The 23,252-nt window shown below is 70.2% G+C and carries 22 protein-coding genes and 1 pseudogene; 9 read left to right on the forward strand and 14 right to left on the reverse strand.

Going from position 1 to position 23,252, the window contains the following annotated elements; translation table 11 throughout:
* Nucleotides 1-104: 104 nt before the first annotated feature.
* The 7 genes from H305_RS0107840 to H305_RS0107870 form a co-directional block, all read right to left on the reverse strand.
* A complete protein-coding gene (locus tag H305_RS0107840; protein WP_028799916.1) occupies nucleotides 105-602 on the reverse strand; it encodes a hypothetical protein in 498 nt (165 codons plus the stop codon).
* A gap of 313 nt (nucleotides 603-915) precedes the next feature.
* Complete coding sequence (locus H305_RS0107845) at nucleotides 916-1,827, reverse strand: YihY/virulence factor BrkB family protein (protein WP_028799917.1); 912 nt, start codon at nucleotides 1,825-1,827, stop codon at nucleotides 916-918.
* Nucleotides 1,817-2,068, reverse strand: a complete 252-nt coding sequence (locus H305_RS44900; protein WP_051370423.1) for a hypothetical protein — start codon at nucleotides 2,066-2,068, stop codon at nucleotides 1,817-1,819. The genes H305_RS0107845 and H305_RS44900 overlap by 11 nt, the downstream gene beginning before the upstream one ends.
* Nucleotides 2,069-3,151: 1,083 nt before the next feature.
* Nucleotides 3,152-3,331, reverse strand: coding sequence for a DUF6480 family protein (locus H305_RS0107855; protein WP_028799918.1), 180 nt, complete (start codon nucleotides 3,329-3,331; stop codon nucleotides 3,152-3,154).
* A 355-nt stretch (nucleotides 3,332-3,686) separates the two neighbouring features.
* A complete protein-coding gene (locus H305_RS0107860; RefSeq protein ID WP_051370424.1) occupies nucleotides 3,687-7,736 on the reverse strand; it encodes a trypsin-like peptidase domain-containing protein in 4,050 nt (1,349 codons plus the stop codon).
* Nucleotides 7,733-8,017: a CU044_2847 family protein gene (locus tag H305_RS0107865; protein ID WP_234020646.1), complete on the reverse strand. Its 285-nt coding sequence runs from the start codon at nucleotides 8,015-8,017 to the stop codon at nucleotides 7,733-7,735. The genes H305_RS0107860 and H305_RS0107865 overlap by 4 nt, the downstream gene beginning before the upstream one ends.
* 152 nt (nucleotides 8,018-8,169) lie before the next feature.
* Nucleotides 8,170-8,868, reverse strand: a complete 699-nt coding sequence (locus tag H305_RS0107870) for an SDR family oxidoreductase (protein WP_028799921.1) — start codon at nucleotides 8,866-8,868, stop codon at nucleotides 8,170-8,172.
* Nucleotides 8,869-9,096: 228 nt separating this feature from the next.
* Between H305_RS0107870 and H305_RS50265 the strand changes: the two genes are divergently transcribed.
* Nucleotides 9,097-9,306 carry a transposase domain-containing protein gene (locus H305_RS50265; RefSeq protein ID WP_158690489.1) on the forward strand — a complete coding sequence of 70 codons (210 nt, stop codon included), beginning with the start codon at nucleotides 9,097-9,099 and terminating at the stop codon, nucleotides 9,304-9,306.
* Nucleotides 9,307-9,482: 176 nt separating this feature from the next.
* Here H305_RS50265 and H305_RS0107880 read toward each other — a convergent pair whose 3' ends face one another.
* Nucleotides 9,483-10,871 carry an MFS transporter gene (locus H305_RS0107880; protein ID WP_028799922.1) on the reverse strand — a complete coding sequence of 463 codons (1,389 nt, stop codon included), beginning with the start codon at nucleotides 10,869-10,871 and terminating at the stop codon, nucleotides 9,483-9,485.
* Between the two features lie 125 nt (nucleotides 10,872-10,996).
* On the opposite strand from H305_RS0107880, the gene H305_RS44905 reads away from it, so the two are divergent.
* Complete coding sequence (locus H305_RS44905; protein WP_037762782.1) at nucleotides 10,997-11,884, forward strand: helix-turn-helix transcriptional regulator; 888 nt, start codon at nucleotides 10,997-10,999, stop codon at nucleotides 11,882-11,884.
* Here the strand turns inward: H305_RS44905 and H305_RS0107890 are convergent.
* Nucleotides 11,881-12,063: a hypothetical protein gene (locus tag H305_RS0107890; protein ID WP_158690490.1), complete on the reverse strand. Its 183-nt coding sequence runs from the start codon at nucleotides 12,061-12,063 to the stop codon at nucleotides 11,881-11,883. The genes H305_RS44905 and H305_RS0107890 overlap by 4 nt on opposite strands.
* A gap of 67 nt (nucleotides 12,064-12,130) precedes the next feature.
* Between H305_RS0107890 and H305_RS54510 the strand changes: the two are divergent.
* Nucleotides 12,131-12,277 (forward strand): annotated as a pseudogene (locus tag H305_RS54510) (IS701 family transposase); the annotation flags it as partial.
* A 552-nt stretch (nucleotides 12,278-12,829) separates the two neighbouring features.
* On the opposite strand, the gene H305_RS0107895 reads toward H305_RS54510, so the two are convergent.
* Nucleotides 12,830-13,327, reverse strand: a complete 498-nt coding sequence (locus H305_RS0107895; RefSeq protein ID WP_158690491.1) for a hypothetical protein — start codon at nucleotides 13,325-13,327, stop codon at nucleotides 12,830-12,832.
* A 189-nt stretch (nucleotides 13,328-13,516) separates the two neighbouring features.
* Here H305_RS0107895 and H305_RS49265 point away from each other — a divergent pair, with 189 nt between their 5' ends.
* Entirely contained in the window at nucleotides 13,517-15,307 is a 1,791-nt protein-coding gene (locus tag H305_RS49265; protein ID WP_028799925.1) for an RNA polymerase sigma factor, read from the forward strand.
* Nucleotides 15,308-15,361: 54 nt separating this feature from the next.
* Nucleotides 15,362-15,715 carry a VOC family protein gene (locus H305_RS0107905; protein WP_028799926.1) on the forward strand — a complete coding sequence of 118 codons (354 nt, stop codon included), beginning with the start codon at nucleotides 15,362-15,364 and terminating at the stop codon, nucleotides 15,713-15,715.
* Nucleotides 15,716-16,302: 587 nt separating this feature from the next.
* Here H305_RS0107905 and H305_RS0107915 read toward each other — a convergent pair.
* Nucleotides 16,303-16,728 carry a pyridoxamine 5'-phosphate oxidase family protein gene (locus tag H305_RS0107915; RefSeq protein WP_028799927.1) on the reverse strand — a complete coding sequence of 142 codons (426 nt, stop codon included), beginning with the start codon at nucleotides 16,726-16,728 and terminating at the stop codon, nucleotides 16,303-16,305.
* Nucleotides 16,729-17,068: 340 nt separating this feature from the next.
* Between H305_RS0107915 and H305_RS0107920 the strand changes: the two genes are divergently transcribed.
* Both H305_RS0107920 and mgrA read left to right on the forward strand, forming a co-directional pair.
* Nucleotides 17,069-17,362 (forward strand): DUF1905 domain-containing protein, encoded by a 294-nt coding sequence (locus tag H305_RS0107920; protein WP_028799928.1) that lies wholly within the window; start codon nucleotides 17,069-17,071, stop codon nucleotides 17,360-17,362.
* Nucleotides 17,363-17,670: 308 nt separating this feature from the next.
* Nucleotides 17,671-18,717 (forward strand): L-glyceraldehyde 3-phosphate reductase, encoded by a 1,047-nt coding sequence (mgrA, locus tag H305_RS0107925; RefSeq protein ID WP_028799929.1) that lies wholly within the window; start codon nucleotides 17,671-17,673, stop codon nucleotides 18,715-18,717.
* A gap of 79 nt (nucleotides 18,718-18,796) precedes the next feature.
* Here mgrA and H305_RS0107930 read toward each other — a convergent pair whose 3' ends face one another.
* Together H305_RS0107930 and H305_RS0107935 are read right to left on the reverse strand one after the other, a co-directional pair.
* Nucleotides 18,797-19,453, reverse strand: a complete 657-nt coding sequence (locus H305_RS0107930; protein ID WP_028799930.1) for a maleylpyruvate isomerase N-terminal domain-containing protein — start codon at nucleotides 19,451-19,453, stop codon at nucleotides 18,797-18,799.
* Between the two features lie 576 nt (nucleotides 19,454-20,029).
* Complete coding sequence (locus H305_RS0107935; RefSeq protein WP_028799931.1) at nucleotides 20,030-20,875, reverse strand: MOSC domain-containing protein; 846 nt, start codon at nucleotides 20,873-20,875, stop codon at nucleotides 20,030-20,032.
* Nucleotides 20,876-21,088: 213 nt separating this feature from the next.
* On the opposite strand from H305_RS0107935, the gene H305_RS0107940 reads away from it, so the two are divergent.
* Nucleotides 21,089-21,595 carry a 2'-5' RNA ligase family protein gene (locus tag H305_RS0107940; RefSeq protein WP_324608089.1) on the forward strand — a complete coding sequence of 169 codons (507 nt, stop codon included), beginning with the start codon at nucleotides 21,089-21,091 and terminating at the stop codon, nucleotides 21,593-21,595.
* Nucleotides 21,596-21,835: 240 nt separating this feature from the next.
* Nucleotides 21,836-22,735 carry a GNAT family N-acetyltransferase gene (locus H305_RS0107945; protein ID WP_028799933.1) on the forward strand — a complete coding sequence of 300 codons (900 nt, stop codon included), beginning with the start codon at nucleotides 21,836-21,838 and terminating at the stop codon, nucleotides 22,733-22,735.
* A 104-nt stretch (nucleotides 22,736-22,839) separates the two neighbouring features.
* On the opposite strand, the gene H305_RS0107950 is transcribed toward H305_RS0107945, so the two are convergent.
* Nucleotides 22,840-23,097, reverse strand: coding sequence for a hypothetical protein (locus tag H305_RS0107950; protein WP_028799934.1), 258 nt, complete (start codon nucleotides 23,095-23,097; stop codon nucleotides 22,840-22,842).
* Nucleotides 23,098-23,252: the final 155 nt, after the last annotated feature.

Below are 23,252 nucleotides of genomic sequence, written 5' to 3' on the forward strand. Positions count from 1 at the left end.
CCGGGATCCCTAGCGGTTGAGCCTCTTGCCTGCGGCCGGGTGGTGTTCGCCGTCCGGCCTGCGGCGCGCCGACGGTGCCAGGCCCGTGTGGCGGGGCTGGGCTGTCAGTTTCGGTCGCCGTGTGCGCGCCGACGCATCCTCATGAGGCCTCCGGCGGCGGCTGCGGCGAGCAGTGCACCACCCACTGCGAATCGGGTGTCGGTGTCCTGGACGTCTCCGAAGCCGGCCTCGATGGCGCCGTCCGGGGCCCGGCCGGCGATCTCGTACGTGTCGGTGAGCCTGGTCCGTGGCGGACACTTCACGGTGACGGTGTCGGTGTCGGTGTCGAGGTCCTGCCCTTCCGGGATCTGGAACTCGCCCTTGAGTTCGCCCTTGCGGTCGCCCTCGAACATGTGGAACGACCCACCCGCTTCCGACTCGCCCTTGCCGTAGTCCACGTCCGGGCCGCAGGCCGTGGTGGTGACCGTGACAGTGGAGCCCGGGGAGGCGTCACCCGAGCGGATGTCGAGATCCGAGTCCCCGGACGCGAAAGCGGCCGGGCTCTGCAGAGCCAGGATGCCGATGACCACGCCGATGCCGATGCCAACGTGTTTGTTTCGCAAGGGAATCCTCCAACGGAGCAGTGGCCGGCCTGTCTGCGCGGCGCCCCTGTACTGCTCCACTCCACCGTCGAGGCAACCGACACTCCGTCAGCCCCGCAACAGGAGACAGCGCTGGAGTCGTCACCCGGGCAGGTGCAGTGACTGTTCCGGCATGCGCATTCATGCAGGTCGCCGGAGCGGAGACCCGGGCAGGGGCGGAATCACCGCGGGGGAGCGGATGGGCTAACGACCGGCGTGGTGTCCGCGTGCCGCGGCCCGGCCGGGTGCGGACAGGTACACGCGTGCGTGCGGTGGACGACACGCCGTCATCACGTCACGGGCGGACCCCGGTTGACGCCTCGTCGAGTTCGGCCGTGAACTGGGCGCCGGCCAGCAGGGCGAGGTTGGACAGCCACAGCCAGATGAGGAAGACCACGACGCCCGTGAGCGAGCCGTACAGCCTGCTGTAGGCGCTCAGGACGGAGGCGTACAGGGCGAAGCCGGCGGAGACGGTGAGCCACAGCGCGGCGGCCAGGATGCCGCCGGGCAGGCTGCGCGTCCGGCGGCGGGCCGGTGCCGGTCCTGTGTGGAAGACGACGACGACCAGCAGCGCCACGAGGCAGAGCAGGAGCGGCCAGCGCAGCAGGCCCCACGCCCAGGCGAACGTGGCGTCGAATCCCAGGTAGCGGCCGGCCTGCTCGGCGACAGGACCGGTCATCAGAAGTACGAGGGCGCTGACGACGAGCAGGCCGAGCAGGGCGAGCGCGGTCACCACGATGCGGTGAGCCTTGCGCCAGGGCGAGCGCCGGTCCGCCACCCGGTGCATGCGGTGCAGGGCGCGGCGGCACACCGCGAGGTAACTGGAGGCGGACCACAGGGCGCTCAACGTGCCGGTGCACAGCAGCGTCCATGTGGTCGAGTCGTTCCGCAGCATCCTTGCCAGCACGTCGTGGAGCTCGGTTCCCGACTGGGCCGGGGCGTAGGCGGTGACATGGGCGATGAAGTCCTCGGCCGTGCCCGGACTGATCAGGCCGAACGCGATGACGGTGACCAACAGGGCGGGCAGTACGGCCAGGATGGCGTAGTAGGTCAGAGCCGCGGCGTAGTCGGAGACGTCGTCGCGCCACATCGACACGGGAGTGCGCCGCAAGGCGGGCCACCACGTGGCGGGGACCCGGAGGTTTCCGAGGAGCTGGGTCAGTGAACGGGTCCTGCCGGCGTTCTCGGCCTGCGGTTCAGCGGACATGTGGCACCCGGTGCGGTCGGTGGCTGAAGCGGACGCGAGTGTGGACGGTGCGGGGCGCGGTGGCGGCCTCGGCCCTGGGCACGACGGCCGTGAGGGCGGGCAGGACCACGGCCCGGGTGACGTCCGGCTGGAGCCGGACGTGGAGCCGTACGCGCAGCCGCTGCCGTCGGCCCACGACGCGGGCGCGGCACCGGGCGATCCCGACGACGGTGACCGCGCGTCGGACGAGGACGTCCTCCACCGCATCCGTTCCGGTACCGGCCGCAGCACGGACGTTCCCTTCTGTAGCGGCCGCAGTCCGGACGCCGACGGTCGGCGTCGTCCGGTGTTCGCGGGCGCCGTCGTGAGTTTCCCGGTCTGCGGCGGTGTCCAAACCGCTTCCGGCCGGACACGCACACGCAATCGAGGTGCTCGGCGCGGGGCGCACGACGCCAGGACCCGGCGGGTCGCCGACGTGACGTCGGTCTGTGGGAGAGCTCTGTCGCCGAACGTGAGTCCGGCCCGTACCGTGAGGCTCCGGCGTCCGACCCGTGGCCGCGAAGGAGACCGGGTACGGCAGGGTGCTGCCGCGCGCCACCGCCGCCCGACGTCCGCGCGCGGTGTCCGAGCTCCGGGCCGCCGGAAGGCGGTGGGCGGGCAGTGCCCCGGTGGTGGCTCGGTAGGCGATCCTGCGGCCCGCCTTGTCCGAGACGGTGGTGGTGCCTCGTTCTGCGACGGTGGTCATCGGCGGCTCCGGTCGTAGGCGTCCCGCTGGTCCTGTACCCGGGCTCCCGCCGACGATCGAAGCACGGACACGTGTGGCGGACGGCGATCGAAGCACGCCACGTGTGGCGGCCGGCTGGTCGGCGCCCGGCCGCCTGTGAGCGTCCTGGTGGTCTGCCGCACGTTCTGGGGGCTGTCGGCCTGCGTGGCCGCCCGGTGCCGTCCGCGTGGTCATGACCAGGCCCTCTCCGCAAGCTGGTGAACCGTTCTCACTCCGATGGACCCGGCCGGACGGTGTCTGTGACGCCGATTCCCCGGACTTCTCGGATTCCGCATGCCCTGGTACGCCGACAGCATGTCGATGGCCGTGCCAGCCGGCCGAGGAATTGTGGATCATGGAAGTGGCCGCCGTGCGGTCCCTGCGCACGGCGGCCGAGAGCCACCGCGGTACGGGCGGACTCGTGCCGGATCAGCCGCTCTTCCTCGCCGAGCCCGCCCCGGCACATGTCACCGTGACCGAGACGGGCCTGATCCGACCGGCGACCGGTGCGGCGCCGGGACGAACGCCCTGCGGACGAGCACCACCTCCGGAGATCCGCAGATGTGGACCCGCGATGTGGACCTACAGATCGAGGACGCGCATCACGAAGTAACCGGCGACGACCACGGCTCCGAGGACGATCAGGCCGAGCCAGAAGTACGGGTGGTCCCAGACACCACCGTCCGGCCGTTCCTGATGGGCCTCTGCGATCGAGCCCTCCGCGGGAGGTGTTTCACCCGGGGGAGTCAGTGGGTGGGTCATGTCCGCTCCCTTCATCGAGGGGTACGCGGGCCCCGAGCGTCGGCCCGGCGGCCGGTGCGGTCACTCGCCGGTCGGGCTCGCTGGCGGACCCTTTCACCTACTTTTTCCCAATTCTGCCTCACCGGACGCACCCGCAGCGTCCTCGAACGCATGGGTCCTCGCCCGGCCGGTCAGCCGGAGTGCCGGCTCAAAGTCAGCCGGACGCCCGACAGCAGGTCACGGAGCCTTTCGGGGACTCGGTCCGGATGCGGCACGAGGTGAGACATCGACGGCTCCTGCGGGTGCCTCTTGGATCCGCGCCGCACCGGCAGGCCGTCGCCGACGAACTGAGGCCGCAGGCCGGTCGGTGTCGGCATCACAGGGTGACGGCCAGGCCCATGATGCCGCGGGTGGCGAAGCCGACGACGAGCAGCTCACCCGCCTGCTTGAGGGCGGTCACCGGGTGACGGACCGGGATCACCGCTGCTTGCAGACCTGCGCGGGGGTCCCAGATGCGAACGGTGGCGTCGTCACCTGCCGTGGCAAGGAACATGCGGCCGTCGAGAGTGAACGTGCTGACCGCGCGGATCCAGTCGGTGTGCCCGGTGAGCTCGTGGAGCGCTTCGCCGGTCGCCGGGTCCCAGATGCGGACGCTGTTGTCGTAGCCGCCGGACGCGAGCAGGGGACGGCTGTCGAGGGTGACGGCGCATATCGCCTGGACCTGCGCGGTGTGACCGGTGAGGTGCTGGGTCTCCTCGCCGGCGACCAGGTCCCGGACGCGGACGCTGATCTCGCACGCCGTGGCCAGGTGAGGCCGGTCGTCGAGGGTGAGGGCGCACATCGCCTGGACCTGCGCGGTGTGACCGGTGAGGTGCTGGGTCTCCTCGCCGATGACGAGTTCCCGGATTCGGATGCCGCCCGCGGCGGCGACGGCGAGGTGAGGCCGGCCGTCGAGGGTGACCGTGCACATGGCCTCGATCGTGTCGTCGCCGACGAGTTCGTCGACCGCTTCCCCGGTGGTGGGGTCCCAGATACGGACACGGCCCGCGTCGGCGGTGGCGAGGCGTGAAGCGCCGTCGAGGACGAAGGTGCTCATCGCCCGCGGCTCGCCGCCCTGACCGGCGAGCTGACGGATCTCCGCCCCGGAGCCGGGGTCCAGGATGCGTACGGTGTTGTCCTCGCCGGCGGAGACGAGCAGGTCATGCTCTTCGACGAGGCTCAATGCCCGCACGCCGGCGATCCGGTTCACCGGACGCTCCGTGGTCCGGGCGGCGGGGTCCCAGATCCGGACGGTGTTGTCGTAGCCGCCGGTGGCGAGAAGGGCGCGGTCGTCGACGACCAGGACGCAGGCCGCCTGAACCCCGTAGGCGTGGCTGGCCAGATGGCCCGCCTCTTCGCCGCTGACGGGGTCCCAGAGGCGGACGGTCGTGTCCGCGCTGGCGGTGGCGAGGTAGGTGCGGTCGTTCAGCGTGATGGTGCACACCGCCTGGACCTGGGCACTGTGCCCGGTGAGCTGGTGGGTCTCCTCGCCGGTGGCGGGGTCCCAGATGCGCACACTGTCCCCACCGGCGACGGCGAGGAGGGGCCGGTCGGCGAGAGTGATGGTGCACATGGCTTCGATCGCGTCGTCGCCGGTGACTTGGTGGTGGCTCTCCTCACCGGTCGCGGGGTCCCAGATCTGGACGACACCGTCGTGCCCGCAAGCGGCGAGGTGGGGACGGTCGTCGAGGGTGATGGTGCACATCGCCTGGACCATGTGGTCGGTGAAGCGTCGGTGCGTCTCCTCGCCAGTGGTGGGGTCCCAGATCTGAACGGTGCCTCCATAACCGCCGGCGGCCAGGTGGAGCCGGCCATCGAGAGTGATGACGCACATGGCCTCGATCAGGTTGATGTCTCCGGCGAGTTGGCGCACCATCTTGCCGGTGGTGGGATCCCAGACGGCGACCCGGTCGCGGCTGGCGACGGCGAGCAGGTCATGCGTGCCGAGCGGGAGGACGCACGCGTCATAGATCGCCTCGTCGTGGCCGGCGAGCTGACGGACCTCCTCGCCGGTGAGGGGATCCCAGATACGGACAGTGGCGTCGTTCCCAGTGGAGACGAGGTGCACCTTCCCGCCCAGATCCAGTGCCGCCAGCGCCGTGATGACGTTGCCATGACCCGTGAGCGCCACTTCCACGGTCTCCGGCGCCACCGAGGCCCAGACGGCCCGGTAGGGCGCCGGCTCCTGCATCGAGGTGTAGGTGCTGCCGAGTTCCTCCTGTGCTTCGGTGACGCTGAGATAGGCGATGCGTTCCTCGGGCGCGGCGGCGATGGCGCGGGGCGTCAGCCGCAGCAGCCGTGCTCTTCCCCGGCCTTGGGAGGTCATGGCATACGCGGCAGCGGGGATGAGGCGGCGGAGGTCGGCGTACAGGGGGTAGGTGTCCTCGGCGAGGAGGACGTCGGTGGCGCCACCGCGCAGTGCGTGGCCGGGCAGAGCACGCAAGAGGTACGCGGGTGCGTTGGCCCAGGTGAGCTCACGACCGAGAGCGAGGAACGCGTGCGTGAGGGCGTTCTCGTCCGCCGTGGTGTCACGATGTCTGGCGCGCGCCGCGAGCAAGGTGTCGTTGAGTGCTTGGTGGAAGAGGCGGTAAGTGCCTTCGTGCGAAGCGGAGTTGTTCGTCTCGATGAGGAAATTCGCGGCCGCGGTACGGGCGAAGCCGACCAGGTCCTGTTCGGTCGGTGAGGAGCCGGTGAGGGCGGTGACCGCCGTGCGCCACAGAAGGGGCGTCAGGCCGGGGGCTTCGGCGTAGGCGAGAGCGGTGAGCAGGTCGGTCGCCGAGATGGCGCCGACGGGCGGCAGCGGTCGCAGATAGTCGTGGAGTGCGCTCTCGACGCTGGGGACGGCCCGGGCGGCGAGGTCGGCGGGACGAGCGGGGGACTGGTCGTGCATCCCGTGGGTCCGGGCGGTGAGTCCGGCGATGAGGAAGTTGCTGCGCGCACGCTCGGCGACGGCTCGGGCGAGCGGCAGGGCGACGTCGTCGTCGTTGTACGGGTTGTCGGGACGCTCGTTCCCGCGCAGTTGCAGCGTGACCAGTGCGTAGGCGGCGAGGTCGTCCGCGTCGAAGAACGCGGGATTGTCCAGGTCGACGACGTCGGCGGCGCGGGAGAATGTGGGCAGGATGTCACCCTCGTCGTCGCGGCGGCGGCTGCCCACGACGACACGTACGCCGAGATCCGCGCAGTTCTCCACCAGGGGCAGGACGATGTCGCGGACGATCTGCCGGACGTGCGAGGGGCTGATCGCTTCGTCGAGGGCGTCGATGACGATGTTGAAGTCGTGGCGCTCGTGTTCCGTCAGCGCGTCGCGCAGATGGCGATCGAGGTCGTGCGGGGTGTCGGGCAGCGCTGCCGAGGCGGCCCGGGCGATCTCGTGGGCGACGTCCAGAGCGGTCTTGCCCTTCACGTGGACCGCGCAGGCGATGGAGCCGAGAGGGGCGCGTACGGCGGTGTCGTGGCTGGGCAGGAGAGCGGCGATCTCCGCGTCGGCGGTGGTGACGATGCGGCCCAGGACGGCCGACTTGCCGGCGCCGGGCTGTCCCGTGACGACCAGAGCCTTGCGTGCGGCCACCTGTGAGGTGAACCATTCGACGATGCGGGACAGGGCGGCGGCGCGGCCGCTGAAGCGGTAGCCGGGTTCGGCGTCCGTGCTCACCCCGCGGGCCCGTGGCCGCCAGTGCCGGCCGGCCTCGACGTCACCGGTCAGCGACCAGCCCCACGCGTTGGCCGCCGCCTCACCGGCAGCCTTGGTCGTCCACGTGGTCAGCTCGTCCAGTTTCTGGTCGGGCAGGGCGCGCCCCGCCTCCCACAGGGTCAGGGCCCGCGCGTTGCCCGTACGGGACTCGGCCTGGCCGACGATGCCGACGACGGCCTGGAAGCCGGGCGACCAGACGGGAGCTCCGCTGAAGCCGGGCAGGACGGGGTACTGGGAGGCGGTGTCGAGCCGGACCCAGCCGTAGCCGATCTTCTCGCCCACGCGGCCGTCGGCGGAATTGCCCAGGGCGCCGTCGGGAAAGCCGAACGACCACCACGGCTCGGTCAGCAGGGCGCTGCCGCGCGGGTCGCGCAACGGTGCCACGATGCCGGCGGGAACCTCGTCCTCCAGAACGAGGACGGCCACATCGTGCACCTCCTGCGCGGCGGGCGCGGGGACGATGATCTCCCGCACGCGCACATGGCGCCGTTCCAGTTCGTCGGCCATCGGGAAGGCCGCCCACACCTCCGGTACCGGCCGGCCCTTGGTGCAGACGACATGAGCACAGGTCAGCACCCGCCGGGAGTCGATGAGCACGCCCGTGCCGGACGGCGCACGGTCCATGCCCGCCACATGTACGGCCACGATCCATTCGTCGGAGGCCGGACGCACATCGCCGGCCGGAGACTCGGTCATGCAGGGGTCGAGCCCTCGCCCGTCGCTCGGGTGGGTGTCCAGGTGAGGGTGATCTCGAAGTGGGCGTCGGTCGCGGCCTTCGCCACGATCCAGTTCGCCGTGCCGGAGACCTTGACGCCGAACTTCACCTCGACCTCGCCCGGCTTCAGTTCGGTCACCCGCTCCAGCACCGTACGCGCCGCGTCCACGGCCGGGCGGACCGCGTCCCGCACCCGGGCCACGACGTCGTCCGAACTGACCTGGCGCCACTCCTCCGACGGCTCCAGCTCGAATCGCACCACAGTGGAATCGTCCAACTCGTACGCCACGGCCTGCGCCACGTCAGCCCCCGATTGTCGCTCCAACGGACCTCACCAGCCTAGTACTCCAGCCGTAGATCGTGACCTGATGCTGCTCACGCGTCCCGTCGCCCACAGCTGACCGCCTAGCGAGGTCAGTTGACCTGGCCGGCAGGCCGTACGACGAGGTGGTTGACGTCCACGCCTTCGGGTTGATTGACGGCGAACAGGATTGTCTCGGCGATCTGCTCGGCGGTCAGTGTCGGTGCCGCCGCGGGAGATCCACCGCGCTCTTCCCAGAATGGGGTGTCCACAACCCCTGGGGCGACAAGAGTGACGTGAACGTGGTCCTTGGCCACCAGGAGCCGGACGTTTTCGGCCAGGGCGTGCGCAGCCCACTTGGTGACGGAATACAGGTTGCCGGGCGTGTTCCTGGTGCCCGCGACCGAACCGACGATCACGATCCGGCCCTTGGACTTCCGCAGGTGTGGCAGTGCCTCGCGTACCAGCAGCGCCGGGCCGAGGATGTTGGTGAGAACCATGGCACGCATGGCCGGAGGGTCGTGGTCCTCCAGCGTGCCGGGCAGGGAGAACCCGGCGTTCGCGATCACCGTGTCCAATCGGTCCCACAAGCCCGCGACTTGACGCACGGCAGCGGCAACATGGCTCTCGTCACTGGCGTCACCGCTGATGGTCAGCACCCGCTCGCCCGCTCCGGTGGACGCGGCGAACGCGGCCAGCCGATCGCCATCGCGGCCGGTGATCGCCACGCGGTGACCTTGCTTGAGTAGGACACGGGCAGTGGCCGCACCGATCCCACTCGAACCGCCTGTGATCAACGTGACGGGTTCCATGGCATGGGCTCCTTGGTGACGGCGGTATCGGTGACGCGCCAGGGCTCCAGGTCTCGATGCACACTGAGTTGGCGTTACGCAGGCCACCCGATAATCATGCTGTTGTGACACAACACGAAGATCGGGTGGCCTGCGCCGCAAGTGTAGATCCCGAGCTGATGGAAGCGGTATTCGCTGAACTCGCCGCGATCCTGGCGCGCAGCGGTGCCGCGTGATGCGGTCGCTGTGGTGGGTAAGCAGGCGAAACGCGCTGATGGCAAGCTTCCGCCGAATGTGATGGTGTACTTCGCGATGGCGCTGGCGTTGTTCGCCGATGGTGACGATGACAAGGTCGCCGCCCGGCTGGCCGGCGCTCTCATGGGGTGGGGTTGCTGGGATGCCGGCTGGGAGGTGCAGAGCTCGGGTGAGATCACCCAGGCCCGCCAGCGGCTGGGCTAGGAGTTGTTGCGGCCCTCCGTCACTGATTATCGACCGGCTCGCCTTAGCCGATCTGAAGGTCGGAATGCCCCTCACCCGGTCGAGGCGAGGTGAGGAGCGCCCTCGCTACGTGCGCCGCCCGGCTCCTTCAGGTTGAGTTCATTACCGGGCCCCGCGCCAGACATCCCCGTGTCCCGTCAGCTACGGCCGCGCGGCAGCATGAGGGCCAGGGCCGTGGTGGCTATCAGCATCACAGCCGCGATGCACACGGCGACCCGCAGACCCACAATGAACTCACCCCGGTCCTCCGCGACCAAGGCTCCGAAGACGGCCACGGCGAGCGCGCCGCCTGTCTGCCGGAAGGAGTTCAGGATCCCGGCGGCCATTCCGGCCCGATCTGCGGCGATGTCGTTCAGCAGGATGGCGGTCAGGGAAGGTACGAAGAAACCTAGGCCGAAGCCGACCGGGATGAGCATCGCCGCGATCACTGGTCTGCTGGTGCCCTCGTCGATCCAGAGCAGGCCGAACATCGCCAGCGCGAAGATCGTTTGTCCCATGGCGATCGGCATCCGCGGGCCAAAGCGTGCCGCAGCCGTGGCCGAGGCCAGGTTGGCTCCGGCGATCACGGCCATCATCGGTAGGAACATCAGCCCCGCGGTCATGGCTGACAGGTCCAGAACGTCCTGAAAGAACAAGCTCAGCACGAACACCAGCCCGTAGAACGCGGCATTGACGACGAAGCCGATCGCGACCGAAACCGTCACCGTGCGCGAACGGAAGAGGTCGAGCGGGACCAACGGCGCGGCGGTACGTGCCTCGATCATGATGAACGCGGCCGTCGCCACTGCGGCGAGCCCCAGGCAGCCCAGTACCACGGGCTCGCCGAAGCCGTTCACCCCTCCCACGATCACCGCGAAGGTGAGCGCCGCGAGCGCGACGATCGCCGTGAGCTGGCCGTAAGGATCGAGCGGCGCGGCACGGCGCGGCGAGCGCTCCGCGCGTGTCAACACCGCGAGGGTGGCGATGCCGACGGGCAGGTTGACGACGAAGATCGCCCGCCAGCTCAGAGTGCTGGACAGCACCCCGCCGGCCACGGGGCCGGCGGCAACCGCGACGGCTCCGCCAACGGTCCACAGCGCGATGGCCCGTGCCCGTTCGGCCGCGACCGGGAAGGCCTGCCGGACGAGGGCCAGCGAGGAGGGCAGCATGATCGCCGCCGCGCCCCCCTGGATCAGGCGGGCAGCGATCAGCTCGCCCAGCCCCGGCGCCAGTCCGCAGGCCGCCGAGGCGACCGTGAAGACCGCGACGCCGGCGCCGAACGCGCGGCTCGCCCCGATGCGGTCGGAGAGCGCGCCCGCGGAAAGCAGGAGTGCGGCGAACATCAGCGTGTAGGCGTCCACGATCCATTGCAGTCCCGCCGTGCTGCCGCCGAAGGTCCGCCCGATCCCGGGCAGCGCCACGTTCGTCGCCATGGTGTTGAGGTTGAGCAGAAAGATGCCCATGAACGTGGTCGCCAGGATCAGCTTCGGTGCGGCCCTGCGTTGCCGGGCATCCTGTGAGGCGCGGGCTGGTTCAAGAGTGGTCATCCGTCCAGACTGGTCAGGCCCGCGAGGGCGAGGCAGACCGTGATCTTCCGGGGTGCGCCAGAGGGGGGTGCAACAGGGCCAGGCTCCGGGCTGGACCCCTGATCACCCGCTGGCAGAATGACGACATGACCGAGTTCGGGAAGTTCCTGCGGGCTCGCCGTGGCGACATACGCCCGGCAGACGTCGGGCTGCCCGCCGGAACCGCTACGCGCCGTACGCCGGGTCTGCGCCGGGAGGAGGTGGCGGCGCTGGCCGGTGTGAGCATCGACTACTACATACGTCTGGAACGCGGCAAGGAGACCCATCCGAGCCCCTCCGTGGTCGAGGCGCTGACCGATGCGCTCCGCCTCAGCCAGGAGGAGAGCGGCTTCCTGCACGAGCTGGCGGCGCGGGCGGCGCGGCGTGCGCCCGAGCCGCGTCCCCTGCCGTCACGGCGGGTCCGTCCGACCGTCACGCAGCTTCTTGAGACGCTCCGGCCCAACCCGGCGTACGTCGTGGGCCGCACCAACGACCTGCTGGCGGCCAATCCCGGCGGGCTGCGGCTGCTCCACGGCATCGCCGACTGGCCGGAGCGGCAGCGGAACACCGTCCGGTACATCTTCCTGCACCCAGCTGCCCGCGAGCTGTGGGCGGACTGGGAACAGAAGGCCAAGGGGTGCGTCGCCCAGTTGCGGGCGATCGCCGGCAGCGATCCGGATGCTCCGGATCTCGCCGCCCTCGTAGGTGAGCTCATTGTCAAGAGCCCCGACTTCAACCGGCTCTGGGAGCGGTACGAGGTGCACACGATCGGCGACGGTGAGAAGACGCTCCGACACCCGGAGGTCGGCACGATGACGCTCTCGCACGAAGGGCTGTCCCTCAACCGCGCACAAGGCCAGCGCCTCATCATTTACATGGCGCCGCCGGGCAGCCCGGACCACGACAAGATGACGCTCCTCGACTTAGCCTCCGGCCCGTCCGTCGGATCCGGCGAGACGGCGCCCGTCTCACCCTCTCGGAGAGAGAACAGCTAGGTGTTCCAGGCGATCGAGAGGTCGTCGAACTTTGCGTGGTTGATCTCAACCTGTTCTCCGGTGAAGTCGAGCAGGACTGGGCAGTCGGAGATCCACTCGCTGTCCTGAACGTCCCAGACCAGCGCCTTTGCCGAGGCTCCGGGGCTGGTTCGGGAACTGGTGCGGCTACCGTTGAGCATCGGTGTGTGAAGACAGGAGATCGGACGGTGGCCGCAGGTCACAGCATAGATCCTGCCCCGTGGGCAGATCGGCTATGTTCTCGCCGTCGCCTGCGACCACCAGATCACCACCTCCGCAGGCAAGTTCCGCGCCGACGGCCTGGTCAAGAAGCTACCGAAGCGGGCCGGGCAGAAGCTCTCCGCTGGCGCCGGAGCCAGTCGGTGGTTCTCCTGGCCGTGCCGTGTTCGGCTCGGGGACCGCGGCCCGCAGCGGAGCCGGGAATCGGCCGGGAGTCCGTGGCGGCTGTACCGGTCGCCTCTGCGCAGCCGCCGTTCCGGCGGCGGGGAGGCCTACGACGTCATCGACGAACGCGACGCGGCCCGCGCGGAAGCGGCGGTACTGCGCCGGCAGGCGGACGCTCCTGAGGCCGAGCAGGTCCGGGCTCTGCTCGGCCTCACCCGTGCCGGTCCGGAACTCGGCGCGTCGCCCAGGGCGAGGACGACCCCGAGCCTGCCGCCCCGCCCGGCCAGGGACACCGTCGCCGACATCGGCGACCGGCCCGTCAACACCGGCCCCGCGGGCTGACCTGCCCTGTCCGGTCCGACGGCGCCTGGACACGCGGCGATGAGCCGGTCGCGGACCTCGCCCAGACCGACCTCGTCCGCCGATGGCGGCGGGCGATTCGCCGAAGTGGCCCTGGTATGAGGTGCTCCTCCCTAGCATGAAGTGCTGGACGGGCGCACCGTGACGGTGGGGGAGAAGCATGGGCGCGGGGGACAACTGCTGTCAGGGGCCTGTTGCGTCTCTACGGCGTGAGAGCAGGGCTGTGGCTTCAGCCCGGGGCACCCTGGGACTGTCGTCGGCGCCGGGTGTCGCCTCGGGCGGGGCAGCGCCGGGCGTCGCCGCGCCGGAATCCAGGGGTGCCGCCTCGGGCACGGCCGTCTCCGGCGACGCCGCGCCGGAATCCGGAGGCCCCGGCGGCTGCACGTTCGACGGGGCCGCCTGCCGGACCTGCATCTCCTGCGCGTGCGTCGCCTGCGTCAGCTCGACCGCCTGCTGGGCCGTCAACTGCCCGGCGACGTGGCCGTGCTTGAGCAGCCAGCGCAACTGGCGCTGCGAGGGCGCGAGCGCCCGCGCGGACAAGGCTCCCACGATGTGTCCGCCCAGACGGACCACCGCCATGACGAAGGCGGCGAGCATGAGACCGCGCAATCCGTACGAGGCACACAGCTCCGTCGGCGACGTGCCTTCGGCCGCCCCCAGCGCGGGGGAGAAAGAGTTCATCGCGACCACCCGCGGACCTCGGCGGGACGGCCGGGCGTGGAACGCCCTCCTGTACGGATCATGGGTGCCTCCTCGGGCTCGGGGCCGTACGGAGGGTCAGGCCGGGTCCGGCGGATTTTTCCCGGCTCCCCGCCAAGATTTTTCGAGAACTTCTCCGGCTGCCGATGTCCGCAGCTCACGGGGGCAGCGATGACTGAGCCGGCCTCCTTGCGCGCACTTGCCGACGAGACGGACGAGGGACTCCTCCGGCTTCTGGCGCTGGGCCCCGCCCAGGTCGCACGGACCGATGTCTACGCCGTGATCGCCGGGCGCCATCGCCCCGCCGTGCTGAGCTTCGTCGCCGGCCGGGTGGACGCCGACGACGCCCTCGACATAGTCCAGGACACGTTCGTCGACGCCTTCCGCTACTTCGACCAGCACACGTCGCTGGGCCCGCCGTACAGGCTGGATGCCTGGTTGATCGAGGTCGCCAGGCGCCGTGTGCTGAAGTTCTGGTCGCGGGGCCGCAAGGAGCGCCCCGGCCTGTCCGGCAGCACCGTCGAGGAGTTGAAGGAGCGTGAACGTGTCGTCGAGGCGGGCCACGACCTCCTCCGCCTCGAACAGGTCCACCGGATGCTGGAGACGGTGTTCAAGAGCCTCGACGACGAGCAGCGGGACCTCTACCGGCTGCGGAACCTCGGCGGGCTGACGGGACGGGAGATCGCCGAACGCAAGGGCCAGGACCCCAACGCCGTCAGCAAACAGTGCACGAAACTCGACAAGTTGGTGGCGAACCGGTTCCACGTCCTGCTGCTCGTCCGCGAGGGCGGCACCCGCTGCGCCGGACTGCGTGAACTGCTGGCGGACCACGAGCGGCAGCACGGCCCCGGCTACACCGCGGCCCTCGCCGAGCGCGTGGTCGAGCACTACAGCACCTGCCGGACCTGCGGCAACTGCACCGTCTGCCGCACCACTCAGCAGCGACTCGTCTGGCAGGCCGCGCCGGTCGCCATCCCGGTCGTCCTCGCCACCGCACTCCGCGAGCGCGTCGAACTCGTCCTCCAGGAAGTGGCGTACGCAGCCGAGGCGCCCGCCCGCTCCCCCCAGCCGCCCTCGTCGCCACCCGGGCCTCCCGACGGCCGGCCACCGGGGAAGGGCAGGACCATCAGGAGACGGGTCGTCCGGACGAGCGCGGCCCTCGGTGCGGCCGCCGTCCTCGCCGTGCTGGCGATCAGGTCCGTCACGGCGGGCACGGACCCGCAGGCCGGCGCGGACCAGCGGTCCACGGCCGCCTCCGCGATCGTCTCCGCGATGCTCGACCAGAAGCTGATGGCCTTCGACATCGACGCCCGGCCGCCCGGCGACCCGGACTTCTTCGTCGGGCAGGGCCGTCTCGACATGAGCCGGAAACCGGTCAGAGCCGCGACGCATGTGCTGTACGACTACGGCGAGGGCCACCCCTGGAATCCTCCGGACATCGTGCTGATCGGTGAGCGGGCCTACGTCACCCCCGACAACACACCGGGTGCCACGGGTGCCGACGCCTACGGAACCACCAAGACCGTCTCCGCCACCCCGGCCACCACCGACATCTCCGTGCGCAACGCCCTGGAGGCCCAATGGCTCGCCCAGCCCGCGGACTTGGCGGCGCTCATCACGAAGGCAACCGGGTTCCAGGACAAGAGCGCGCAAGGCGGCGGGCACGAACTTCGAGGCACCACCGCCCTGAAGGACCTGGCCGCCGATCCGAGCGTAGGAGCCTTCTACCGGCCGTACCTCAAGACCTCCCCGACCCGGACGGCCACCTTCGTGCTGACCACCGACTCCCGACATCTGCCGAAGTCCCTCACCCTCGACATCCCCGTCACGCGCACCGACGGCTATTCCGGTGAAAAGCCCGTAGACACCTTCACCCTCACCTACGGGGGCTGGGCCGACGGCAAGCCGATCACCGCCACCGACCCGCAGTCACCGAGCCCGCAGTGGGGCGGACAGCGCTAGCTCCGCTCGAGTGATGGCTGGTACTCGAAGCGCCGGCGGGCCTAGGCTCGGAAGATGACCTTGGAATGGGAACAGGTAATCGTGCACGCGGAAGACCCGGTGGCCTTGGGACAGTGGTGGGCCGACGCTCTCGGTTGGGTCGTGGTCCACTCCTCCGACGAGGAGTTCGAGATCCGGCAGGAGCCGGATCGCCTGCCGGGGTTGGACTTCGTCCGACTCGAGGAGAGCAAGAAGGCCAAGAGCCGACTGCATCTCGACTTCAGGCCGGACGACCAGGACGCCGAGGTGGCTCGTCTGGTGGCTCATGGCGCCCAGCGCGTCGACATCGGCCAGGGCGATCAGTCGTGGGTCGTACTGGCGGACCCCGAAGGCAACGAGTTCTGTGTCCTCGGCCGGCGACGCCAGTAGGGCTCACGCCCGGGTCGGGTCGATGGTGAAGCGCTCGGGGCGGGCGGCGCGGACGTAGTGGGTCGCGGTGCACGAGGTGATTCCTGACGAGCGCATCAGCCGGACCGGGCGACCGCAGCCCGGTGAAGCACGAGTGGTCGACGGCGGCCGACCTCACCTCGCTCTCGGTGACGTCGACGAGCGAGGTGAGGTGGTCCCCTGCGTCCTGGACGGGGCGACGTGGAACATGTGGTCGCGGTCGCGTTCCAGGGCATGGCCGGCGAGGGCCCTTTGCCGCCCCCCCGAAGCACGGCAACCCAGGCATGCGGGGCTGCCTCGATACGGGGCGGCGTCCGTGCCGTCGGGTGGTGGACGCATGGCGCAACCCACGCCCGACGTCCCCGGATCCACGCACGTGGGCTCCGTGGCGGACGCCTGGGCGGTCCTGCTCGAGACGCAGCAGGCGCAGCGGGACGCGGGCTGACCGGACGCGTACTGCGACGGAGGCTTCCTGTTCGACGCCGTCCGGCCACCGATACCGGGCCGCAGGGAGCCCCGTGCAGGGCGGCGCGGAGAGACGGGCCGTCCGAGGAGGCGGTCTCCTCGTGTCAGACCGCGCCCAGATCGGCGGTGAACCAGCGCTCCGGCTGCATGCGGACCACGACATGATCGGCGAGTTCTGTCTCCGCCCAGGCCGAGTACCGGTCGAGTGCCTCCCCCGAGAGATAGCGGGCCGCCAGGTCGCGATGGAGGGTGCCGCTGCCTTCGGACACTTCGACGACCGGCCCCTCGACCGAGACGTACCGAGGTGTCGGCTCGGTGCGCTGGACCAGCAGGCTGAAGCGGCCGGCCGCTCTGATCAGTCGCATCTTCCGGGAGTCCGCGCCGGTCAGGATCCACGGCTGACCACCCGGCTCGTAGGCGTACCAGATCGGCACGACCAGCGGCCCGTGGCGGTCGCCGGACGCGACACCCAACGCGGCTACGTGGGGCTCGGCCAGAAAGGCTTCCCGTTCATCCCGTGAAAGTGCCATACGCCGACCGTACGCCCGGCCACCGACAACGGGTTCGCCGTAGCCGAGGGTCATGTGAGCGACGGCCGGGAGGACCCTTCGGAGGGGTCCGCCCCGGGCACCGTATCCACCGACAAGTCGGGCGGTTCGACGTCGATGGCCTCAGCGGCGGCAAGTTCGTCGTGCAGACGGGCACGGGCAGAGCCTCGCTCACCTGCGCGATGGTCAGGCACTGGGGGCTCCGCGCACCGGGAAGTCGATGAGTCGACGGATGGACAAAGGTGCAGGAACGTCGGCCGCGGCACAGTCCTTCGGCACTGATCGCGTGACCTGAACGTCCTCGGGGAAGCAGACTGGCCTCATGGAGTTCGCCTTTTCCGGCCGAGTGATCGAGTGGCGTGGGCCGTCGCCGTACTACTTCGTCCCCGTGCCCGCCGACGAGTCCGCCGACATTCGCGAGGTGGCCGCGATGGCCACCTACGGCTGGGGCGTGATCCCGGTCGAGGCCCGGATCGGCGAGGTCGCCTTCCAGACGTCCCTGTTCCCGAAGGACGGCGGCTACCTGCTGCCTCTCAAGGTCGCCGTGCGCAAGCCGGGTGGCCTCTCGGCGGGGGACGACGTGACCGTGGAGATGTCCGTCCGACTCCAGCCCTGACCGATCGGGCACCGGTTCCGGCACGGGTCCGGCCGCTGAAGAGGACCGGCGGGCGAGCAGGCCGGCGTCGAGTTCGCCGCCACGGACGCGGTCGAGGGCCGCGGAGGTGTCGGGCTGCTCGAAGCTCAGAGCGACCGCCGGGTGACGTGATGCAGTGGTCACGGCCCCGAGCAGTCGTCATTGAGAAGCAGGAGCACTCAATCCCACAAGGACTCCCTGTTGGACTTCCCGGGCCGCTGCCCGCACCGTTGATGCAGCGATACCCGCCGGGGGCACATCCCCGCAATGACCTCATCACGGAGAACCTCATGAACCACGTCGCGGCCCCCGACCGCTACGACGGCACCATGCTCTACCGGCGCACCGGCCGTTCCGGCCTGGACCTCCCCGTCCTGTCGCTGGGGTACTGGCACAACTTCGGTGACGACAAGCCGTTCGAGACCCAGCGGCAGATCGCCCTGCGCGCCTTCGACCTCGGCATCACCCACCACGACCTCGCGAACAACTACGGCCCGCCCTACGGAGCCGCCGAGTTCAACTTCGGCAAACTCATGCGACAGGACCTCGCCCCCTACCGGGACGAGCTGATCATCTCCACCAAGGCCGGTTGGGACATGTGGCCCGGCCCGTACGGCCAGGGAGGCGGGTCACGCAAGTACGTGCTCGCCTCGCTCGACCAGTCCCTCGAGCGGATGGGCCTCGACTACGTCGACATCTTCTACTCCCACCGCCTCGACGCCTCCACCCCGCTGGAGGAGACCATGACGGCTCTGGACACCGCGGTACGACAGGGCAAGGCGCTGTACGTCGGGATCTCCTCCTACGACGCCGAGCGCACCCGGCAGGCCGCGGCCATCCTCCGCGACCTCGGCACCCCGCTGCTCATCCACCAGCCGTCGTACAGCATGCTCAACCGGTGGATCGAGACCGACGGGCTCCTCGATGCCGCCGCCGACGAGGGGTTCGGCGTCATCGGCTTCACCGCCCTGGCCCAGGGCCTGCTCACCGGCCGCTACCTCGACGGCATCCCCGAGGACTCCCGCGCGGCCCAGGACAAGTCCTTCGACACCGGCTGGCTCAACGACGACACCATCCAGCGACTGCGCGCCCTGAACGACATGGCCGCCCGCCGTGGCCAGACCCTCGCCCAGATGGCACTCGCGTGGGCCCTGCGCGACGAGCGCGTCACCTCCCTCGTCATCGGTGCCTCCCGCACCGAGCAGCTGGAACAGAACGTCGCGGCCCTCACCAACCTGTCCTTCACCGCCGACGAACTCGCGGAGATCGACAAGCAGGCGACGGTCGAGGGCGGCGTCGACCTGTGGCAGCAAGCCCGGACCGGCACCTTGAGCTGACCCCGGCTCGCCGCGGCAGGCTCGGCTCGGTCCGGTCATCCAGCTGCGTGCCCTGGGCGATCGGAGACAGCAAGGCTCCCTACACCCGGACCGTGCCGTCCCATCGCCAAGTGGTCAGGCGTGGATGCCCGGGCAGTTCGGCACGTCCGGTGGCCCACAACAGGGTGGGCCACGGGTCCGTGGACGACGGTGCGTCGGGAAACAGCCGGGCCAGTACCCGCGAGCACAACTCGGCAGGCGGATTCCATGCGAGCCCGAGCCCCTGTGCCAGGTCATGCGTGTGGACCAGGGTCTCCACGACGCCCATGGCGGCGAAGCCCTGAGGGTCCGAGACGCCGAAGACATGGTGGGCGCGGGTCTGCGGAGGCGCTGTTCGGGCCATGGCGATCAACAGTGCGCCGCTCGCCTCCAGGACCTGCAAAAGACCGTCGGGCCCGGCGCTCCGGTCCGCGTGGATGGCGTTCGCCGGTCCGCCGGGCCGTCGGCTCTCCCACACGAAGGGCACCTCACGGTCCAAGGGCGGTGTCTTGAGCCCTAGTTGTGCGGCGTAGGCGAAGAGGTCGTCGCTGAGGTGCTCGACCGTTTCCCAGCAGTCCCACTCCAGCGAACCGGCCTTGCCTTCCCACGCGGTCGCCGGCGCCTGGCGAAGGACCGCCACGGCGAGCCGTACGGCGAGGTCGAGGTCGTCCGCGGTGACGGGGGACTGGGAGGGGCCGGTCTCGGCTGATCGGGACATGGCGGGACCGTACCGCGACGGAGGGAACCACGCTCCTCCTTTGATCACTGGTCCCGCTTGCCCTCAAGTGGCCCGGCTCGCAGACCGGTTCGGGCAGGCCCGGGTCCTGCCCGTCCGCCCGCACCGCTCACCCACGCCCTGGCAGTGGCCCGCGAAGTGCCGGCTTGGGGCGAGTTCGCGTTGCCGGTCGTGACGACCGGCAGGAGCGACTGCTCGAAGCACGGTGAGAAGAGCAGGCCGACACACGGTCCGAGATCCGCGTCTCCGGCTCGGTGAGCGGCATGCTGAGGGCAATCTGTGAAGTGGCGCGGGATGGTGGTGCAGTGCACGGCATGGCAGGGGACGGAAGGTCCGCGGAGGCCGGTCCGGTGGACGGGATCGGTACCTACCACGCGGCGGCGGTGCATGCCCGAGCTCAGATCTCTGCGCTCCTGGCCGCTGTCCGGCTGGTCGATGAGGCGTGGACGGCTCCTTCGGTTCGCATGACAGCCGACCGTCCGGCTCCTTCCGTCCGGCCGACGGCGATGTGACGGGTCGACGACCGGTCCGCAGGGGCGTCGGCGGAAGGAGGACGGCTCAGGCCTCGTTCTCCCGTGCGATCGGATCGCCCAAGCGGACCGTGCCGGGTTCGAGGACATCCAGATACACCCCGAGGCACGCCAGCCGGCCCAGGTCGAAGACGGATACGCGGTGTTCGCGGGCGATCGTCCGCATGATGCCCGGGTCGACCTCGAGCTCGTCGTGGCGGAGTGCCGGCACCACACAGCGGGGTGTGGGCACCTGTACACGGAACAGCGCCTCCCCGACGCGAAGTCGACAGCCCTGCCAGGTGTCCTCCACGAAGGGCGGTTCGCCACCCGTGTCCGCGATCAGGTTCGGCCGGAAGCGTCGCGGGTCGAAATCCCCGGCGGGACATACCTTTTGGAGTCCTGTGAGGGAGGACGACGTGACCAGATGGACCTTGCCGAAGTCGAAGAACGTGCCCGACGCCACCGTGCCGACCGTGATGGTCTCCCCGGTCACGTCCACGGACGCCGTCGCGCGCATCGCGTCGGGGACACCGCCTTCGTACTCGGGCACGGCGCGCTCCAGCGTGCTCCGAGCCGGCGCGCTGTCCGCGAGGAACACCTGACGGCCCAGCAGCTCGGACAGCCGGGCATCGAGATCCGGGTCCCCGGCCGTGCGGGAGGTCCCGTCGGGAAGGTCGACCTCGACAGTGCCGTCACGCGCCGACCGGCTCCGGCAGCCCAGGAGTTGGCCCCACTTCCGGGGGTGCTTGACGCTCCCGACGGCGCCCTGATCGTCGAGAACGGCGTGCGTCCGGTCTCCGGTCAGCCCCGTACGTGTCACCGCCACGGACGCCAGAGCCTCGCCGCGCATGGACTTCACCGGATACCGCCACAGTGCCGCTACCGTCCCCATGGAGATCGATTATCGCGCGCAACTCGGCCCGGCCGGGCAGGGGATGAGATGCGCGTGCTTGCGTCCGGCCCCGACGGGGACGGTGAGGCGGGGGCGATCCGTGCCGCCGCTCACGGCGCTGTTCGATCGCCGTCCTCCACGACCTCTTGATACACATGTGCGATGGCAGGAGATGGCTCAGGCGGGTTGCAAGCGGGGCGGACGGGACTGATCGTGAAGATCCCGGAGGCGGACCCCGCTGTTCGAGCGTGGCGTGAACGGCTGGACCCTTCGGCGGGTGTGGGTGTCCCGGCCCATGTCACCGTGCTCTTCCCGTTCCTCGACGAGCGGCGCATCGACAGCGACACCCGCACTGCCCTGGGTGAAGTGATCGGGCGGCATCGGCCGTTCGAGACCCGGTTCGCGCGTTGCGGAGGGTTCCCGGGGATCCTGTACCTCGCACCCGAACCTGAAGCACCGTTCCGGCGGCTCACCGAGGCGATCGCGGATCGTTGGCCCGAGGCTCCGCCGTTCGGCGGGCAGTTCGACGACGTGGTTCCCCACCTGACCGTCGCCCAGGGACAAGACACCGCTGTCCTTGCGGAGGTCGAGACCGACCTTCGCAGGCGTTTGCCGGTCACTGCCTCCGTATCTGCGGTCGAGCTCATGGTCTACGACGGAGCGCGGTGGCGGCTACGGGCTTCGTTCCCTCTCCAGGAACACCCGGTGCCCCGGCCGTAGTTCGTGATCTCGGCGGGTCTCGCGGTGATCCTTCGAATCGCCCCTTCCGGGGGCCGCGGAAATCCGTGGACGGAGTCACGGATGACCGCGTACTGTGTGGCCTCACGCCCACAGATGGACGGAAGGAGGCGAGTGCCGTGCAGTTCACACCTTTCCAGCGCTCCCTGTTCCGCTGTCCCGGCGTGGTTCGTCAGTTCTGACCGGGAGCGCTCCAGCAGCCTGTATCCCGGAGGAATTTCCATGACCGATCTGGTCATCCGCGCGCTCTCCACGAGCGACGCCCATCTCTTCGACGCACTCCCAGACCCGCTGGGCGCCCGTGAAGGCCACCGGCGTACCCGGTTCCGCCCCGACTGGAAGCGCGTCGTCCTGCGCGACGGCGAGGTCGTCGCACGCGGCGCGTGGTGGGGCGGCCCCGACGACTCGGAGCCTGTCAACATCAACTGGTTCGACGTGGCCGAGGGTGAGGAGGAGGCGGGGACCGAACTCCTGCGCTCCGCTCCCTGGCAGGTCGAACTCGAGATCAACCTGCCCGGCGGCTGGCGCGACAAGCCCGACCTGCGCGCCGCCGGCGAGGCACGCTTCGCCGCCGCACGAGCCGCCGGGTACGAACTCCTGGTGGAACGCTTCCTGTACCGCTGGACCCCGGAGCGAGGTCTGCCCGAGCGGCCCGGCCGCCTCCGCTTCAGCGCCGAACCCGACGACGCCGTGTTCTTCGCCGCGTTGCGCCGCATCCACTCCGTCACCCTGGACGCCCACGCGCTCCGGGCCATCGAGGAGGGCGGTCTCGACCAGGCCGCCCAGGAGGAAATCGAATTCTTCCACTGGTGCCCCTCCCCGCGGGAGTGGTGGCAGGTCGCGCACACGCCGGAGGGCGAGCTGGCCGGCATCCACATCCCGGCCCACAACCCCTCCGGACCGACCATAGGCTTCATCGGAGTCGTCCCGGAACACCGCGGTCACGGCTACGCCTACGATCTCCTCGCGGAGTGCACCCACGTCCTCGTGAAGGAGGGCGCGGAGGTGGTCAGTGGAGCGACGGACCACGGCAACTTCCCCATGGCCGCGAACTTCGCCAAGGCCGGCTTCCCCGTCGTCCGTGAACGCATCAACTTCCACCCGGCGGGCCGGGCGGTCTAGCGAGGAGCACGATGCGATCGGCGGGCCGGTCCGAGGGCGGGCCGGACCGCCCGCCAGTGCCCCGGGGATCGTTGGCCCGGGCCGCCACGGGACGGCACGGGCGACTACGGAGCGACCGCTGCGTTGAGCCCGTAGTCGAGCTCCGCACCGTCGACGAGCACCGCCTCGACCGTACGCGTACGAGGATCGATGTCGGCCACGATCCCTTCTCCGGCGTAGCGGGGGTAGCCCGTCGCGCCCATCTCGCCGGTCGCTTCGACAACGGCCGATCGCACGGCTGCGTCCTCCGCGGACACACGGTCCGTGCCCTCGATGTACTCGGGGACCAGCAGGACGGTGAAGCGCTGCGGCTCAGTAGTCATGCTTCTGTATTTAAGTGCCTGTTCCGCAGACCGCGGGACAGGCGCACCCGGTGGGTCGCGCAGGGGCGAGGCGACCAGGCCGCCGTAGGGGTGGTGACCAGGTTGCCGCACGGGTGGTGCGAACAGTCCGGCTCAGAAGTCCGGGGCATACGGGC

Origin of the sequence: Streptomyces sp. 142MFCol3.1, assembly GCF_000424945.1 — a bacterium.
In the GTDB taxonomy this organism is placed as follows: domain Bacteria; phylum Actinomycetota; class Actinomycetes; order Streptomycetales; family Streptomycetaceae; genus Streptomyces; species Streptomyces siamensis.